The sequence below is a fragment of the Bradyrhizobium sp. CCBAU 25360 genome, assembly GCF_028128695.1.
Lineage (GTDB): Bacteria > Pseudomonadota > Alphaproteobacteria > Rhizobiales > Xanthobacteraceae > Bradyrhizobium > Bradyrhizobium ottawaense.
In genome coordinates this window covers 41,706-58,344 of record NZ_LBJA01000031.1, presented here as the reverse complement: position 1 = coordinate 58,344, position 16,639 = coordinate 41,706, and the positions used below count along the sequence as shown (strand labels likewise).

The window sequence follows — 16,639 nt, the reverse complement described above, 5'->3', positions numbered from 1 at the left end:
GGGCACTCTCAGGAATTGATTCAAGCCGGCCTTTCCCAAGTCGTCCTTGGGCCGGCCGGCGCTGTCCGCCTCGTTTGCCTGTCCTGACGAAATTCTCAAGGGAAATAACGGGTTGGAATCGACTTTTGAATCTCCTCCGGATCCTCGGATCCGGCCCTGCGGCAGGGCGGCCCTGCCCCCACGTCTGGGGAAGCTGGATGAGCTAAAAGTGCATAATCCCTTGGCTTTCGCCCGCCGCGTCCGGGTGCTAAGAGGCGGCGGATATTCCCGTGGCGCGCCAAAAGCGCCGTTCCCAAGAGGCTTCCCCGATCATGGCAAAAATCAAGGTATCCAATCCCGTCGTCGAACTCGATGGCGACGAGATGACCCGGATCATCTGGCAGTACATCAAGGACAAGCTGATCACCCCGTTCCTGGATGTCGAGCTGATGTATTTCGACCTGGGCATGGAGTACCGCGACCACACCAACGATCAGGTCACCATCGACGCCGCCGAGGCGATCAAGAAGGTCGGCGTCGGCGTCAAGTGCGCAACCATCACCCCGGACGAGGCCCGGGTGAAGGAGTTCAACCTCAAGCAGATGTGGAAGTCGCCGAACGGCACCATCCGCAACATCCTCGGCGGCGTGATCTTCCGCGAGCCGATCATCTGCAAGAACGTGCCGCGCCTGGTTCCCGGCTGGACCAAGCCGATCATCATCGGCCGCCACGCCTATGGCGACCAGTACCGCGCCACCGATTTCAAGTTCCCGGGCAAGGGCACGCTGTCGATGAAGTTCGTCGGCGAGGACGGCACCGTGATCGAGAAGGAAGTGTTCAAGGCGCCCGACGCCGGCGTCGCGATGGGAATGTACAACCTCGACGACTCCATCATCGACTTCGCCCGCGCCTCGCTGAACTACGGCCTGCTGCGCAACTACCCGGTCTACCTCTCGACCAAGAACACGATTCTGAAGGTCTATGACGGCCGCTTCAAGGACATCTTCCAGGACATCTACGACCGCGAATTCAAGAAGGAATTCGAGGCCAAGGGCCTGACCTACGAGCACCGCCTGATCGACGACATGGTGGCCTCGGCGCTGAAATGGTCCGGCGGCTATGTCTGGGCCTGCAAGAACTACGACGGCGACGTGCAGTCCGACACGGTCGCGCAGGGCTACGGCTCGCTCGGCCTGATGACCTCGGTGCTGCTCACCCCCGACGGCAAGACCGTGGAAGCGGAAGCCGCCCACGGCACCGTGACCCGCCACTACCGCGAGCACCAGAAGGGCAAGGAGACCTCGACCAACTCGATCGCCTCGATCTTCGCCTGGACGCGTGGCCTGTCGCACCGCGCCAAGCTCGACAACAATGCCGAGCTCGCCAAGTTCGCCAACACGCTGGAGAAGGTCTGCGTCGACACCGTCGAGGCCGGCTACATGACCAAGGACCTCGCGCTCCTGGTCGGCGCCGACCAGCGCTGGCTCTCGACCACCGGCTTCCTCGACAAGGTCGCCGAGAACCTGACCAAGGAGCTGGCGGCCTGAGCCGACCGCAATTTCGCCCGACTGGGCCAGACATCATCGCGGGCCGCGCTCAAAGCGCGGCCCGTTTCTTTTTGAGACCTTGCGCGGAGATGCCACCATGTTCATCAAGCTTGCCGGCCCCACACTGCTGCTCGCGGCCCTGATCGGACCGGCCGGAGCTGCCGAGCCGCTTCCCGACGCCATCGCCGCACCTGGCGAGAGCGTGGTGGTGAGCCTCCACGCCGAGGGCGCGCAAGTCTATGAGTGCAAGGCCGCCACCGACGGCAAGCTCGCCTGGGCCTTCCGCGAGCCGATCGCGACGCTGCTGTCCGAGGGCAAGACGATCGGCCGGCACTATGCCGGCCCCAACTGGGAGCACGCCGACGGCAGCGCCGTGACCGCCAAGGCCGCCGGCAACGCGCCCGGCACAACAGTGGCCGACATCCCCTGGCTGAAGCTGGAAGTGACCGCCCGCCGCGGCAGCGGCGTGCTGACGCCGGTCACGACCGTCCAGCGCATCAACACCCATGGCGGCAAGCTCGACGGTGCGTGCGACAAGGCCGGCGAGTTCAGAAGCGCGCCCTACTCCGCCGAATATGTCTTCCTGAAGAAAGGCTGACCGCTCAGCGGTCGGTGTCGTCCTTCTCGGCCTGCGCCAGCTCTGCCGCCGCGAGATCGCCGCTGTCGGCGAGCCGCGCCTTGGCGGTGGTGTGGACGTGGTCGGCGAGCGTCGGCATGCGCGCGATCAAGGCATGAAAATCCTGGGCGTCGAGCACCAGGAGGCGCGTCTTGCGCGTCGCCGTCACCGTGCCGCTGCGTTTTGTCTTATGCAGCAGCGCGATCTCGCCGAAGAAGGTGCCGTCCGTGAGGTGCACATGCTGGCTCGGCAGCGCAATCTCGACCTCGCCGGCGGTGATGAAATACATCGACGAGGCCGCATCGCCGCGGCGGACCAATATCTCGCCCTGCTCGATGGTGCGCGCCCGCAACAGCCGCATGATGTCGGCGATCTCCGCGGCCGACAGATGCGAGAACAGCGGCACCCGCGCCAGCATGCCCCAGGTGACGACGAAATCGCGCCGCTTCACCTCTTCGGCAAAGGCGGTGGAGATGATCGCGACCGGCAGCGCGATCATGGCGAAGCCGCTGATGATGGCGAAGGTGGAGACCAGCTTGCCGAGCGGCGTCACCGGCACGACGTCGCCATAGCCGACGGTGCCGAGCGTCACGATCGCCCACCACATCGCCTGCGGGATAGTGCCGAGCTTGTCCGGCTGCACGTCGCGCTCGATGGCGTAGAGCAGCGAGGCGAACGTCAGGACCGCGCCGATCAGGATGACGATGCAGCCGATCAGCGCGCGACGCTCGGCCTGCACGGCGGCGAGCAGCGAGCGCATCGCCGGCGAATAGCGGATCAGCTTGAAGAACGGCAGCACGCCGAGCGCCGCCAGCGTCGCGTGCCGGCCGGTGGCGAGCACGATGGAAGCGGGCAGGAACGCCATGAGGTCGATGATGCCGAGCGCGGAGAAGGCATAGCCGAGCCGGTCGGACAGCGCGGAGCCCTTGCGCTGGGTGTGGCCCGCCACCGTCCACAGCCGCGCGGCATATTCCAGCGCGAACACGAACACCGACAGAATGGTGATCGCGGAGAACACGACGCCGAACTGCGCGTCCAGCTCCGGCACCGAGGCGAGGATCATCGCGGCCACATTGAGCACGATGACGCCGATGATGACCTGGATGAAGCGCGACCCGGCTGAATAGGCCAGCGGATCGTGCTCCAGCAATTCGTACAGGCGATCCCTCAAATTCGGATCGGCTGAGCCACGTCCTCGCGGAACGGGGCGCACGGCCTCACGCGCCCGCCATCGCTTTTTCGATCGCGCTCAGCGCCTCGGACGCCTTGGCTCCGTCAGGTCCGCCGGCCTGGGCCATGTCGGGCCGGCCACCGCCGCCCTTGCCGCCGAGCGCCTCGGAGGCGACACGCACGAGGTTCACCGCGTTGAAGCGCGCGGTGAGGTCCGCGGTGACGCCGACCACGATGCCGGCCTTGCCGTCCTCGGTGACGCCGACGATGGCGACCACGCCGGAGCCGATCTGCTTCTTGCCGTCGTCGGCGAGGCTCTTGAGATCCTTCATCTCGATGCCCTCGACCGCGCGCGCCATCAGCTTGACGTTGCCGACCTCGCGCACGCCGCTGGCTGCGCCATTGCTGCCGGCCGAAGCGCCGCCGCCCATCGCCAGCTTCTTGCGGGCGTCGGAAAGCTCGCGCTCGAGCTTCTTGCGCTCCTCCATCAGCGCGGTGATGCGCGCCGGGACGTCGTCGAGCGAGGTGCGCAGCTCGTTCGCCGCGGTCTTGGCCAGCGCCATGGTCTCGTTGGCGTGCCTGCGCGCATAATTGCCGGTCAGCGCCTCGATGCGGCGCACGCCGGAGGCGACCGCGCTCTCGCCGGTGAGCGTGATCAGGCCGATATCGCCGGTGCGTCGCACATGCGTGCCGCCGCAGAGCTCGACCGACCAGCCGAGCGCGTTGGCGCCGCGCTCGCGCGCGGTCCGGCCCATCGAGACGACGCGGACTTCATCGCCGTATTTCTCGCCGAACAGGGCGCGTGCGCCGGCTTCGCGGGCCTCATCCACGCCCATTACACGCGTGGTGACCTCGTCGTTCTCCAGCACCACGTCATTGGCGATGTCCTCGACCCGGGCCAGCTCCTCCGCCGAGATCGGCTTCGGATGCACGAAGTCGAAGCGCAGGCGATCTGGCGCAACCATCGAGCCGCGCTGGGCGATGTGGTCGCCCAGCACCTGGCGCAGCGCCTCGTGGATGAGATGCGTCGCCGAATGATGCGCCCGGATCGACGAGCGCCTGGAATGATCGACCTCGAGCTGCAGCGCGGTGCCGAGCTTGAGCTCCCCGCTCTCCACCGTGCCGACATGCACGAAGAAATCGCCGAGCTTCTTCTGCGTGTCGGTGACGCGGAACTTGATGCCGCCCTCGCCCGTGAGCACGCCGGTGTCGCCGACCTGGCCGCCGGACTCCGCGTAGAACGGCGTCTGGTTCAGCACGATCGCACCGGTGTCGCCGGCCTTCAGGCTGGCGACCTCTGCACCGTCCTTCACCAGCGCAGAGACCACGCCTTCAGCGCTCTCGGTCTCGTAGCCCAGGAATTCGGTAGCGCCGAGCTTTTCGCGCAGCGGGAACCAGATCGCTTCGGAAGCCGCCTCGCCGGAACCCTTCCAGGACTCGCGCGCCTTGGCCTTCTGGCGCTCCATCGCATCGGAGAAGGAAGCCTGGTCGACGCCGATGCCGCGCGACTTCAGCGCGTCCTGCGTCAGGTCGAGCGGGAAGCCGTAGGTGTCGTACAGCGTGAAGGCGACGTCGCCATCGAACATGTCGCCCTTTTTCAAGGACGCGCTCTTCTCGTCGAGGATGGCGAGGCCCCGCGACAGCGTCTTGCGGAACCGGGTCTCTTCCAGCCGCAGCGTTTCCTCGATCAGGTTTTCCGCGCGCATCAGGTCGGGGTAGGCCTGGCCCATCTCGCGGACCAGCGCCCAGACCAGACGATGCATCAGCGGCTCCTTGGCACCGAGCAACTGCGCATGGCGCATCGCGCGGCGCATGATCCGGCGCAGCACGTAGCCGCGGCCCTCGTTCGAGGGCAGCACGCCGTCCGCGACCAGGAACGCCGAGGAGCGCAAATGGTCGGCAATGACGCGGAACGAGGCCACGGTCTGCTCATTCGGCCCGCTCCCGAGCGCGGACGAGGTCGCATCGATCAAATGACGGAACAGGTCGGTCTCGAACACGCTGTCGACCCCCTGCATGATGCAGGCCATGCGCTCGAGGCCCATGCCGGTGTCGATCGAGGGACGCGGCAGATCCACGCGCTCCTCCTTCGTCACCTGCTCGTACTGCATGAACACGAGATTCCAGAATTCGAGGAAGCGGTCGCCATCCTCTTCCGGCGAGCCCGGAGGTCCGCCCCAGATGTGATCACCGCGGTCGATGAAGATCTCCGAGCACGGGCCGCACGGGCCGGTGTCGCCCATCGCCCAGAAATTGTCCGAGGTCGGAATGCGGATAATGCGGTCGTCGGAGAAGCCCGCGATCTTCTTCCAGAGCCCGTGCGCTTCGTCGTCGGTGTGGTAGACGGTGACGAGCAGCTTGTCCTTGTTGAGCCCGAAGTCCTTCGTGATCAGCTTCCAGGCGAGCTCGATCGCGCGCTCCTTGAAATAGTCGCCGAAGGAGAAGTTGCCGAGCATCTCGAAGAAGGTGAGATGGCGCGCGGTGTAGCCGACATTGTCGAGGTCGTTGTGCTTGCCGCCGGCGCGCACGCATTTCTGCGACGTGGTGGCGCGCTGATAGGGCCGCTTCTCGACGCCGGTGAAGACGTTCTTGAACTGCACCATGCCGGCATTGGTGAACATCAACGTCGGATCGTTGCGCGGCACCAATGGCGAGGACGACACGATCTCGTGGCCGTTCTCGGCAAAGAAGTTCAGAAAGGTCGACCTGATCTCGTTGACGCCGCTCATGTTCATCCAATCGGGTGTGCTTGGACCCGCTATAGGCCATCCAAACCTGACATTTAGGCTGATATCTGCGGGCCACAGCGCTTTTAGACAAGGCCAGCTTCGCTGTCCAGAAACTGTGCAAGGAGATCAGAGGGTTGCCGCAGGCGCTCAATCCCCTTTGCAATCCCGTTGATAGGGCAAGCGGACGCGTTGACAGGCTTGGCCGCCCTGTGGTCTGTACCCATCTGTATCGTACGGCCACGTCGGGAGAGACCGGCTTTGGTGCCGGCGCCGAAGGAGCAACCGCCCCGGAAACTCTCAGGCAAAAGGACCGCGTGGCTTTGACAGCATCTGGAAAGAGGCGCCGACGGGTTTAGACCCGGATGGCTCCCGCCGACGGGATAATACTCTCAGGCACAGCGACAGATGGGGCTTCGACTGGTGTCCTCAGGGAATCGTCCCGGGGGAACCGCCGAGGGCCCCTGTGATGCTAGCGCGCGACGACCAAGACTCCCGAAAACGTACGCCCCTTCATGGGCTTCATGTCTCCCTGGGCGGCAAGATGGTGCCGTTCGCGGGCTATGACATGCCCGTGCAATACCCCGCGGGCGTCCTGAAGGAGCACCTCCATACCCGCAACGCAGCCGGCCTGTTCGACGTCGCCCATATGGGCCAGATCGCGCTCAGGCCGAAATCCGGCAGGGTCGAGGACGCCGCCCGCGCACTGGAACGGCTGGTGCCACAGGATATCGTGGCGATTGCACCGGGACGGCAACGCTACGCCCAGTTCACCAACGCCGATGGCGGAATTCTGGACGACCTGATGGTCGCCAATTTCGGTGATCACCTCTTCCTGGTCGTCAACGCCGCCTGCAAGGAAGCCGACGAGGCGCATCTGCGCGCGAATCTCTCTGGGGACTGCGGCGTCGATTCCCTCACAGACCGCGCACTGATCGCGCTGCAGGGGCCGAAGGCCGAGGCGGCGCTGGCGAAATTGTGTGCAGAGGCGCCCGCCATGAAGTTCATGGATTCCGGCCCCCGCAAGGTTGCCGGCCTCGACTGTTTCGTCTCGCGCTCCGGCTACACCGGCGAGGACGGTTTTGAAATTTCGGTTCCCGCGGCCGATGCCGAACGTCTCGCCAAAGCGCTGCTCGAAAACCCCGACGTGCTGCCGATCGGCCTGGGCGCCCGCGACAGTCTTCGGCTGGAAGCCGGGCTCTGCCTCTACGGCCACGACATCGACACCGCGACCACGCCGGTCGAGGCCGCGCTGGAATGGTCGGTGCAGAAGAGCCGCCGCAGCGGCGGCGCGCGCGCCGGCGGCTTTCCCGGTGCCGAAAAAATCCTCGCCCATTTCGACAACGGCGCGGCCCGCCGCCGCGTCGGCCTGCTCGCCCAGGGACGCGCGCCGGTGCGCGAGGGCGCGCTGCTGTTTGCTGACAGCGCGGGCGGCGAGCCGATCGGACAAGTCACATCGGGCGGTTTCGGCCCAAGCCTGAATGCGCCGGTCGCGATGGGCTATGTGCCCACCGCATCGAGCGCGCTCGGCACACAACTCTTCGCCGAGGTGCGCGGCCAGCGTCTGCCGGTCGCTGTCGCCGCCATGCCCTTCGTCAAGAACACCTACAAACGCTGAGGATTCGAGAATGACCACGACGCTGTATACCTCCGACCATGAATGGCTCGCCATCGAGGGCGACGTCGCCACCGTCGGCATCACCGATTACGCCCAGCAGCAGCTCGGCGACGTCGTGTTCGTCGAACTGCCCAAGGTCGGCCGCGTGCTGAAGAAGGCGGAACCCGCCGCCGTGGTTGAGTCGGTCAAGGCGGCCTCGGATGTGTACGCGCCCGTGACAGGCGAAGTGCTCGAGACCAACGCCGAGCTCGCGGCCGAGCCGGCGCTGGTGAACTCGGAGGCGCAAGGCAAGGCGTGGTTCTTCAAGATCAAGATGGCCGACAGAAGCGAGCTCGGCGGCCTGATGGATGAAGCCGCCTACAAGGCGCACACGGCTTAAGGACGATGGAGCAAGCGATGACCGCGCACCGCAAGACCAACGGCGACACCGCCGCCAGCTTCGTTCGCCGCCATATCGGCCCGTCGGCGCGCGATGTCACCGCCATGCTCGAAACCGTCAGCGCCAAGAGCGTCGACGCCCTGATGGCCGAGACGCTGCCGGCTTCGATCCGGCAGGCCGCCCCGCTCGATCTCGGCAAGCCGCTCAGCGAGACCGAGGCGATCGCGCATATGGGCGAGCTCGCGGCCCAGAACCAGGTCTTCACCTCGCTGATCGGCCAAGGCTATTCCGGCACGATTTTGCCCGCGGTGATCCAGCGCAACATCCTGGAGAATCCGGCCTGGTACACGGCGTACACGCCCTACCAGCCCGAGATCAGCCAGGGCCGGCTGGAGGCGCTGCTCAACTTCCAGACCATGATCTGCGACCTCACCGGGCTCGACGTCGCCAACGCCTCGCTGCTCGACGAGGCCACCGCCGCGGCCGAAGCCATGGCGCTGGCGGAGCGGCACTCGCAGGTGAAGGCGCAAGCCTTCTTCGTCGACAAGGACGTGCATCCGCAGACGCTCGCTGTGATGCGCACCCGCGCCGAGCCGCTGGGCTGGACCCTGATCGTCGGCGATCCCCTCACCGATCTCGACAAAGCCGACGTGCTCGGCGCGCTGCTGCAATATCCGGGCTCTTCGGGCGCGGTGCGCGACCTCCGGCCCGCGATCGCAACATTGAAGGCCAAGGGCGCGCTCGCGATCGTGGCCGCCGACCTGCTGGCCCTGACGCTGCTCGCCTCGCCCGGCGAGCTCGGCGCCGACATCGCGATCGGCTCGGCGCAGCGTTTTGGCGTGCCGATGGGTTATGGCGGACCGCACGCGGCCTATATGGCGGTGCGCGATGCGCTGAAGCGCTCGCTGCCCGGCCGCATCGTCGGCCTCTCCGTGGATTCCCGCGGGATGCCGGCCTATCGCCTCGCGTTGCAGACCCGCGAGCAGCACATCCGCCGCGAGAAGGCGACCTCGAACATCTGCACCGCGCAGGTGCTGCTGGCCGTGATCGCCTCGATGTACGCGGTCTATCATGGCCCCGAAGGGCTGACGCAGATCGCCCGCAATGTGCATCGCCGCGCCGCCGTGCTCGCGAGCGGCTTGCGCAAGCTCGGCTTCGCGCCTGATAGCGAAAACTTCTTCGACACGATCAGCGTCGATGCCGGCGCCAAGCGCGCCGAGATCGTCGCGCGCGCGGCGGCCGAGAAGATCAATCTCGGCGTCGGCGCCACCAGCTTGCGCATCGCGCTCGACGAGACCACGACGCCCGCGACGGTCGAAGCGGTCTGGCGCGCCTTCGGCGGCAAGCTGGCCTATGCCGAGTTAGAGGCGACCACGCGCGAGGCGCTGCCGGAGGCGCTGAAGCGGGCGACCTCCTTCCTCACCCATCCCGTCTTCCACGCGCATCGCTCGGAGACCGAGATGCTGCGCTACATGCGCAAGCTCAGTGACCGCGACCTCGCACTCGACCGTGCGATGATCCCGCTGGGATCCTGCACCATGAAGCTGAACGCGACCACCGAGATGATGCCCCTGACCTGGCCGGAGTTCGGCTCGCTGCATCCGTTCGTCCCGCGCGAGCAGGCGGCCGGCTATCATGTGCTGTTCGCGCGGCTGGAAAAATGGCTGTGCGACATCACCGGCTATGACGCCATCTCGCTGCAGCCGAATTCGGGCGCGCAGGGCGAATATGCGGGACTTCTTGCCATTCGTGGCTACCATGCCGCGCGCGGCGAAAGCCATCGCAAGATCTGCCTGATCCCCTCCTCCGCCCACGGCACCAATCCGGCCTCGGCCGCGATGGTCGGCATGGACGTGGTGGTGGTCGCCTGCGAGAAGAACGGCGACGTCGACGTCAATGATCTCCGCGCAAAGGCCGAAAAGCACTCCAATGATCTCGCTGCGGTCATGATCACCTATCCCTCGACGCACGGCGTGTTCGAGGAGCACATCCGCGAGATCTGCGACATCGTGCACGGCCATGGCGGCCAGGTGTATCTGGACGGCGCCAACCTCAACGCGCAGGTCGGCCTTAGCAGGCCCGGCGATTACGGCGCCGATGTCAGCCATCTCAATCTGCACAAGACCTTCTGCATCCCGCATGGCGGCGGCGGCCCCGGCATGGGCCCGATCGGCGTGAAGGCGCATCTGGCGCCGTTCCTGCCGGGTCATCCGGCGACCCAAGGCGACGCACCGGTCGGCCCGGTCTCGGCCGCGCCGTTCGGTTCGGCCTCGATCCTCACCATCTCCTACATCTACATCCTGATGATGGGCGGTGAAGGCCTGAAGCGCGCCACCGAGATCGCGATCCTCAACGCCAACTACATCGCAGCGCGGCTCGATCCCCACTTCCCGGTGCTCTACAAGAATGCGAAGGGCCGCGTCGCGCATGAGTGCATCGTCGATCCCCGTCCGCTGAAGAATACGAGCGGCGTCACTGTCGACGACATCGCCAAGCGCCTGATCGACTACGGCTTCCACGCGCCGACCATGAGCTTCCCGGTGCCGGGCACGCTGATGATCGAACCGACCGAATCGGAATCCAAGGCCGAGCTGGATCGTTTTTGTGATGCCATGATCGCGATCCGGAAAGAAATCGCCGAAGTCGAGGCCGGCCGCTTCAAGATCGAAGCGTCACCGCTGCGCCATGCTCCGCACACCGTGCACGACATCGCCGATGATGATTGGAAGCGCGCCTATACCCGCAGCGAGGGCTGCTTCCCCGCGGGCACCTCGCGCACCGACAAATACTGGAGCCCGGTGGGGCGCGTCGACAACGTCTATGGCGACCGCAACCTGGTATGCTCCTGCCCGCCGGTGAGCGATTACGCGGAGGCGGCAGAGTAAGACGCGACGGAGGTCTTGTAGGGTGGGCAAAGCGTAAGCGTGCCCACCACCCTTGTATGCGTTGAAATATGGTGGGCACGGCGCTTACGCGCCTTTGCCCACCCTACGGCTCCTGACCTAAGGCGCAATCAACAATCGACTTTCACGATCCCAACGCCAGAGTTGCTCATTGGTCAGCAACGTGCCGCCCCACCAGCGCCGAATCGGATTGTGACGGCGAAAATCCTCCCGACCTTCCAGAACCGCTTTGCCAAACTCCGTCAGCGACAGCCGGCTCCGGCGAAAGGCGGCGTTGCGACCGCGCGCGTTGTCCGGATCGAGTGTCGCCAGCTTGCCGTCCAGACCCGCAACCGCTGGCGCAGGGCCGAATGCGAGCCCTTCGAGCAGCGCGCCCAACTCCCACGGATCGAACACACGAGCCTCGGAGGTGCCTGACGGAAACAGCTCATCGGTGCGACTGCGTCCGCTTGCGATGAGTTCGAGAAGCCGCGTCTCGGTCGCCCCCAGTCCCGTCGCTGGCGACGGCAGCGCAGATCGAAATCGACGAGTCGTAGTCTCAGACTCTCAGTAAGTGACGGCTCGAAACGCAGGTAATTGAGGATCCAGATCAGCTGCAATTGACTGTTGGGTTCGGGGTCGAACCACAGTTCAATGAGATCGACCCCGTAATTCTTGCAGACCCAGAGCAGGGCACCGGCTCGATCCTGGCGCCTGATGAGGGGCGACTGACGCACGGGGACGCAATCCGACCAGTGCATTTGGTCGACCCACGTCCTGGACTCCCGCCAGCCGAGATAGCGGATGAGGTGGTCAGCCGTCGGAAGTGGCCCCGAAACGAAGCGATAGATGAACGGGATGACCATGTCGGCGCGATCGGCGAGGGCAAGACCGACGCCCGCCGAACTGGTCAGGATCACACGCTTCATCGTCGGCGCACCTCACCCTTACGCAAAACGAAACGGGCACTGACGACGTCGGCAACTCAACGTCTTCAGCGCCCGCTCCTCGCGAAAAACTTTCGCGTTAGGTCTTACTCGTCCGCCGGCTCCTCGCCGTCGGCGTCGCGCTCCGGCGTGCCGGCGAGAATTTGCTCGGCGATCAGGCCGGAGTTCTGGCGGATCGAGGTCTCGATCTTGGCGGTGATGTCGGGGTTGGCCTTCAGGAACGCTTTCGAGTTCTCGCGGCCCTGGCCGAGACGCTGGCTGTCATAGGAGAACCAGGCGCCTGACTTCTCGACGATGCCGGCCTTGACGCCGAGATCGAGGATCTCACCCATCTTGGAGACGCCCTCGCCGTACATGATGTCGAACTCGACCTGCTTGAAGGGCGGCGCCAGCTTGTTCTTGACGACCTTGACGCGCGTGGTGTTGCCGACAACTTCGTCGCGCTCCTTGATCGCGCCGATGCGGCGGATGTCGAGGCGGACCGAGGCATAGAACTTCAGCGCGTTGCCGCCGGTGGTGGTTTCCGGCGAGCCGTACATCACACCGATCTTCATGCGGATCTGGTTGATGAAGATCACCATGGTGTTGGACTTGTTGATGGAGGCCGTCAGCTTGCGCAGCGCCTGGCTCATCAGGCGGGCCTGCAGACCCGGCAGCGCATCGCCCATCTCGCCCTCGAGCTCGGCCTTCGGCACCAGCGCCGCGACCGAATCGATCACCAGCACGTCCACCGCACCCGACCGCACCAGCGTGTCGCAGATCTCCAGCGCCTGCTCACCGGTGTCGGGCTGCGAGATCAGGAGCTCGTCGATGTTGACGCCCAGCTTCCTCGCATAGACCGGGTCGAGCGCGTGCTCGGCGTCGATGAAGGCGCAGATGCCGCCCTTCTTCTGCGCTTCGGCCACCGTATGCAGCGCCAGCGTGGTTTTTCCTGAGGATTCCGGCCCGTAGATCTCGACGATGCGCCCCTTCGGCAGGCCGCCGATGCCGAGCGCGATATCGAGCCCGAGCGAGCCTGACGACACCGCCTCGATGTCCATGGACCGGTCGTTCTTGCCGAGCTTCATCACCGAGCCCTTGCCGAACTGGCGCTCGATCTGAGAGAGCGCGGCGGCCAGAGCTTTACTCTTGTCCATGGAAGATCCTTCGACGATACGCAGGGCAGTGGCGGACATTGGGTCGTGCTCCTTATGGCGAGGATTCGCGTGAGGGACAAACGATTGGCGAGGCGGCTCGTCGATAAAAGCAACGTACCCTATTTGTTCTAGGTTCGCAATATGTTCTTTTGCGGATTTGAGGCTTTGTCCGTGAGCATCGCCACGTCCCCCTCCCCATTCGCGTTGTGCACACAACTGGACAGACGCGGCTCCCGTTAATGGTCCTCAATGGGCCATCACCGCCCCAACCGTGGCCACTATCGGTGACGAGAACGCCGATTGCGCTCCCGCCTTCATCGCATGAAAAGGAGCGCGCCATGCTCAAGCGGCGACGTTTCAAGCAGCAGTTGACCCTTCAAGACCGGCTCTCCGCATGGGTGAAGCAGGTCCAGGAAGAGGCCGCCAGGCTTCCGCCCGGGCCCGAGCGGGACGCCCTGCTCAAGAAGGCCCGCCAGGCCGATGTCGCCAATCATCTGCACGACTGGGTCATATCCCCCGGGCTGCAACCGCCGAAATAGCAGGGCTGTCGCAACGTCATTCCCCGGCCGAAGCTGACGCTCATCAAAGACGCAGCCGCCGGCCGCCGTCAGAATTCCGCAATCCTGCGGCACCGAACCTTTTCGCGGTCTCGGGCCTTCTCCAGGATGGGACCGCAACTCTGGGGACCTCAGTCATGACGGACACCACGAACCGCGATACGATCAGGCGCAATCCCCTGCTGGAGGCGGCGCATGAGGAACTGATGAAGTTCGAGCGCCAGGAAAACGAATTCCGCAAGAAGGACCGCCAAGAGCGCGCCGCCGAGTTCCACCTTCCCCTGAATGAAATCAAGATCCACTAGACCCAACCGGGGGCTTCCGAAGCTGACAAGAGCGCGCCGGCGATACGGCTGGCGGCGGCCCTTTTGATGACCTTGCGGGAGGTGGCGGCGGGAGGCGGTCGCCCTATCACCGCAAGCGCGTTGACGGCATCCAAACACCAAGTTTAAGCTATTGAAAGGACAACGGAACTTCCGTGCAGCCTACTGTGCATGGGGTTGTTTTCCAATTTTGCGGCATGCCCTGTACCCCGTTCATCCAGGGAAAGGCTGCCGCTCGCGTGCCTGTCCTTAAAGCAGCGCCAGCAGCACGAGGCCGATCACCAGCACCACGAAGCCAGCCGCTGTCGCGGCGGCGAATGACCGCTCTACGTTATCCATGATGCCACCCCGTGGTCGGCGTGCCACGTTTCCCCCATGGCTGCGCCGAACGCTGTGGAATCTTGCCGACCGGTGTGTCCGCAGTTGTGCGAACGGATGTCGAAATTGGGACCGGTGCGGGGCCAGTCTGCGGCCTCGGCGTTGAGTCCGGAAATCTGACGCCTGTCAGGCTGCCGTAAGCGGAGCCGGCTAGGATGATGCCGCTATGGTGTTGCAGCCCAGCACCTCAGCCTCCAATAACTTTTTGCCCCGTCTGGCTCTCCCCAGGCGGGGCTTTTTCATGCCTGCCGGGCGGTTCGCGGGTCCCGCTCCTCCTGCGTCAGGAGCAGCGAGAAGGCGCGGATCGCGGGCGCAGCCAGCAGCACGATCGGCAACATCGCGGCCCATGCGATCAGCCACGACACCATCCAGTGCCCGACGAAGCTCATCGCGCTGCCTGCGGGCAAGCTGGCGATCCCCGCCGCGATCAGCGACGTCAGCCCGGACTGGATGATGCCGAAGACGAAATGACTGTAGCGGCGGGGAATGCCCAGCATGACGGCCCTTGCTGTTTTTGCCATCGCCAGACCAAGCAAGGCATATGCCGCCGCTTGCAGGGAAACCGGTAACCCCTCCGCGGGCCCCCCGCGGCCCGTCCGATCGGCGTACCGACGCAGCCGGGTGCAGCCCAGGAACTTTGTTCATGGTCGGAGAACCACGGGTATGCGACAGCCTCACTGTCTCACGGACCGGCGTCTTTCGAGAGCCGGCTTCGCCTGTTTCGGGGCAGGCGCGCTTTCGAGATACCCCCGAACTATCTAGGGCTTACCGACAAAATTTGCTTGTCTCCGGAATATTGGCACGTCGAACATGTTTGCAGTCATGGAGAGTGAATCGTGGGAGGTCGCCATGAATCACAGGGGCATCGAGTTCACCGTCGCCAAGACGGCGATTCCCGGAATCTGGCAGTGGCAGTTCCGCATTGGCGAGCAGGTCAAGACCGGCAAGACCGAGACGAAAATCGACCTGTTGGCGATCCGGCGCGTGCAGCTGCGTATCGACCGTGAGCTGAAGCGATCGGCCGGGCGGCGTGAACCGGCCGGATGAAAGTCGGCATCGGATGGCGCCTTCTGCGCCCGCTGCACCACGGCTGGCGGTTGCGGCGGAACATCATCCGTAGCCGCCCGGAATTGATCTGACGGTCGTTTGGGATTGGACTGCGCGCGCGCCCATGGCCTTGGGGGCGAGGCCATCACGCGCGCGATCGGTGCCAGCTATGCCGTTGTATTTCTTTCGGATCCGGAATGGAAGTTACTCCGGCTGCGCCGATCAGGCGACGGAATTTGCCGATCGCAATTCGGCCTGGAAAGAGATGACCAATGTCTGCGCCGACATGACCGCAGGCATTGCCCGCAAGCTCCAGGAAAATTCCGAATGGCACATGGAGCTGCTGGACGAGACCAAGGAGCCCGTGTTCCGGATCCGCATCGTTGCCGAAACCCTCGACTAGCAAGCTCTCCGGATCAAGCTTTAGATTGTTGTTTGAGCATGATCTTTTCGGAAAACCGCTGAGCACTTTTCCGGATCATGCTCTAGTCCGCGCTGGGCAGCCGCCGCATGGTGAATTCGATATCGCCGCCGGGCAGCTCGCGCCAGCTCTCGACAACGCTCATATAGCCGGCCTTGGGGTAGCGGGCGAAGAAGGCCTGCGCCCTTTCCCGCGCCGCCGCGCGCGGCAGCGTGAAGGTCTCGCGCAGATAGCCGTCCCGAACCGCTTGGCCCGGCTTGCCGGCGATCTTGCGCCGGCGCGCCATCCGCTCGGCGAGATCCCGCGGACGGTCGGCCATGTCCTCCTCCTCTACGCACTACGCTCAGCCCAATGTAGGGCGTGAGCCGGGTGAAGAGGAGTCCCGTCCGAAAAGCGTTGCACCGCCTCCCGAACGGAGCTGGGTCAGTTGGCGGCCGTGCCGCTCGTCAGTTGGCGGCCGTGCCGCTCTTGGACTTCTTCGGCGCGCTGGTTGCGGCCGAGGCCTTCGGCGCCGCCGGCTGCTTCGGCGGATCGGAGCGCATGCCGCCCCAGGGATCGTTGGAGGTCTTGGAATCCGGGATCTTCTTCAGCGTTTCCTTGTAGGCCTTGTCACGCTCGGCTTCCGCGGCCTTTTCCTCGGGGGTCTTGCTCGGGGCGTCCTGCAGCAAATTCAGATTGGGCATTTGCGCATAGGCAGGTCCCGCCAGCACGGCCAGCACCGCGGCCAAACGGAAAAGCTTCATCGTCTACTCCTTGATCATCCATGGAGGCACGGATCGCCCGTGCCTGGTCATCCTTGTCGCGGCCGCTCGCGACCGCCGAGGCCGTCCGGGCCCGCTAGAGCCGATCCGATCTGCACGATTTCGGCGCGTGCAGCCAGTCGTCCCAGATCGGACCGCATTTGGTGCAGCCG

16 protein-coding genes and 1 riboswitch are annotated in these 16,639 nt (G+C 65.0%); of the genes, 9 read left to right on the top strand and 7 right to left on the bottom strand.

Translation table 11 applies throughout. The features are described from left to right. Positions 1-311: 311 nt before the first annotated feature. Together XH81_RS08385 and XH81_RS08380 are read left to right on the top strand one after the other, a co-directional pair. Positions 312-1,526 (top strand): NADP-dependent isocitrate dehydrogenase, encoded by a 1,215-nt coding sequence (locus tag XH81_RS08385; protein ID WP_028142824.1) that lies wholly within the window; start codon positions 312-314, stop codon positions 1,524-1,526. Positions 1,527-1,623: 97 nt separating this feature from the next. Beyond that, positions 1,624-2,124: a DUF3455 domain-containing protein gene (locus tag XH81_RS08380; RefSeq protein ID WP_028142823.1), complete on the top strand. Its 501-nt coding sequence runs from the start codon at positions 1,624-1,626 to the stop codon at positions 2,122-2,124. 4 nt (positions 2,125-2,128) lie between these two features. Here XH81_RS08380 and XH81_RS08375 read toward each other — a convergent pair whose 3' ends face one another. Continuing rightward, positions 2,129-3,355, bottom strand: coding sequence for a cyclic nucleotide-gated ion channel (locus XH81_RS08375; protein ID WP_028142822.1), 1,227 nt, complete (start codon positions 3,353-3,355; stop codon positions 2,129-2,131). A gap of 4 nt (positions 3,356-3,359) precedes the next feature. Beyond that, positions 3,360-6,041 (bottom strand): alanine--tRNA ligase, encoded by a 2,682-nt coding sequence (gene alaS / locus XH81_RS08370; protein ID WP_028142821.1) that lies wholly within the window; start codon positions 6,039-6,041, stop codon positions 3,360-3,362. Positions 6,042-6,274: 233 nt separating this feature from the next. Then, positions 6,275-6,363: riboswitch (glycine riboswitch) on the top strand. Between the two features lie 144 nt (positions 6,364-6,507). On the opposite strand from alaS, the gene gcvT reads away from it, so the two are divergent. Genes gcvT through gcvP form a run of 3 tightly spaced genes read left to right on the top strand, consistent with a single transcriptional unit; the run spans position 6,508 to position 10,920 of the window. Then, positions 6,508-7,656 carry a glycine cleavage system aminomethyltransferase GcvT gene (gcvT, locus tag XH81_RS08365; protein ID WP_028142820.1) on the top strand — a complete coding sequence of 383 codons (1,149 nt, stop codon included), beginning with the start codon at positions 6,508-6,510 and terminating at the stop codon, positions 7,654-7,656. Between the two features lie 10 nt (positions 7,657-7,666). Then, entirely contained in the window at positions 7,667-8,035 is a 369-nt protein-coding gene (gcvH, locus tag XH81_RS08360) for a glycine cleavage system protein GcvH (protein ID WP_028142819.1), read from the top strand. Between the two features lie 17 nt (positions 8,036-8,052). Continuing rightward, positions 8,053-10,920, top strand: a complete 2,868-nt coding sequence (gcvP, locus tag XH81_RS08355) for an aminomethyl-transferring glycine dehydrogenase (RefSeq protein WP_028142818.1) — start codon at positions 8,053-8,055, stop codon at positions 10,918-10,920. Between the two features lie 117 nt (positions 10,921-11,037). Here the strand turns inward: gcvP and XH81_RS08350 are convergent, their stop codons facing one another. Continuing rightward, positions 11,038-11,334, bottom strand: a complete 297-nt coding sequence (locus tag XH81_RS08350; protein WP_028142817.1) for a hypothetical protein — start codon at positions 11,332-11,334, stop codon at positions 11,038-11,040. A 616-nt stretch (positions 11,335-11,950) separates the two neighbouring features. Beyond that, entirely contained in the window at positions 11,951-13,039 is a 1,089-nt protein-coding gene (gene recA, locus XH81_RS08345; protein ID WP_028142816.1) for a recombinase RecA, read from the bottom strand. Between the two features lie 299 nt (positions 13,040-13,338). On the opposite strand from recA, the gene XH81_RS08340 reads away from it, so the two are divergent. Together XH81_RS08340 and XH81_RS08335 are read left to right on the top strand one after the other, a co-directional pair. Then, on the top strand, positions 13,339-13,539 hold the full coding sequence (locus tag XH81_RS08340) for a hypothetical protein (protein WP_028142815.1): 201 nt from the start codon (positions 13,339-13,341) through the stop codon (positions 13,537-13,539). 155 nt (positions 13,540-13,694) lie between these two features. Next, positions 13,695-13,862 (top strand): hypothetical protein, encoded by a 168-nt coding sequence (locus XH81_RS08335; protein ID WP_085967727.1) that lies wholly within the window; start codon positions 13,695-13,697, stop codon positions 13,860-13,862. 635 nt (positions 13,863-14,497) lie between these two features. On the opposite strand, the gene XH81_RS08330 is transcribed toward XH81_RS08335, so the two are convergent. After that, a complete protein-coding gene (locus XH81_RS08330; protein ID WP_028142814.1) occupies positions 14,498-14,755 on the bottom strand; it encodes a DUF2798 domain-containing protein in 258 nt (85 codons plus the stop codon). 352 nt (positions 14,756-15,107) lie between these two features. On the opposite strand from XH81_RS08330, the gene XH81_RS08325 reads away from it, so the two are divergent. Both XH81_RS08325 and XH81_RS08320 read left to right on the top strand, forming a co-directional pair. Beyond that, complete coding sequence (locus XH81_RS08325) at positions 15,108-15,305, top strand: hypothetical protein (RefSeq protein WP_028142813.1); 198 nt, start codon at positions 15,108-15,110, stop codon at positions 15,303-15,305. A gap of 169 nt (positions 15,306-15,474) precedes the next feature. Then, positions 15,475-15,708, top strand: coding sequence for a DUF6894 family protein (locus XH81_RS08320; RefSeq protein ID WP_028142812.1), 234 nt, complete (start codon positions 15,475-15,477; stop codon positions 15,706-15,708). A gap of 82 nt (positions 15,709-15,790) precedes the next feature. On the opposite strand, the gene XH81_RS08315 is transcribed toward XH81_RS08320, so the two are convergent. Both XH81_RS08315 and XH81_RS08310 read right to left on the bottom strand, forming a co-directional pair. Then, positions 15,791-16,045: a hypothetical protein gene (locus tag XH81_RS08315; RefSeq protein ID WP_028142811.1), complete on the bottom strand. Its 255-nt coding sequence runs from the start codon at positions 16,043-16,045 to the stop codon at positions 15,791-15,793. A gap of 127 nt (positions 16,046-16,172) precedes the next feature. Continuing rightward, complete coding sequence (locus XH81_RS08310) at positions 16,173-16,469, bottom strand: hypothetical protein (protein WP_018316631.1); 297 nt, start codon at positions 16,467-16,469, stop codon at positions 16,173-16,175. Between the last annotated feature and the right edge of the window lie 170 nt (positions 16,470-16,639).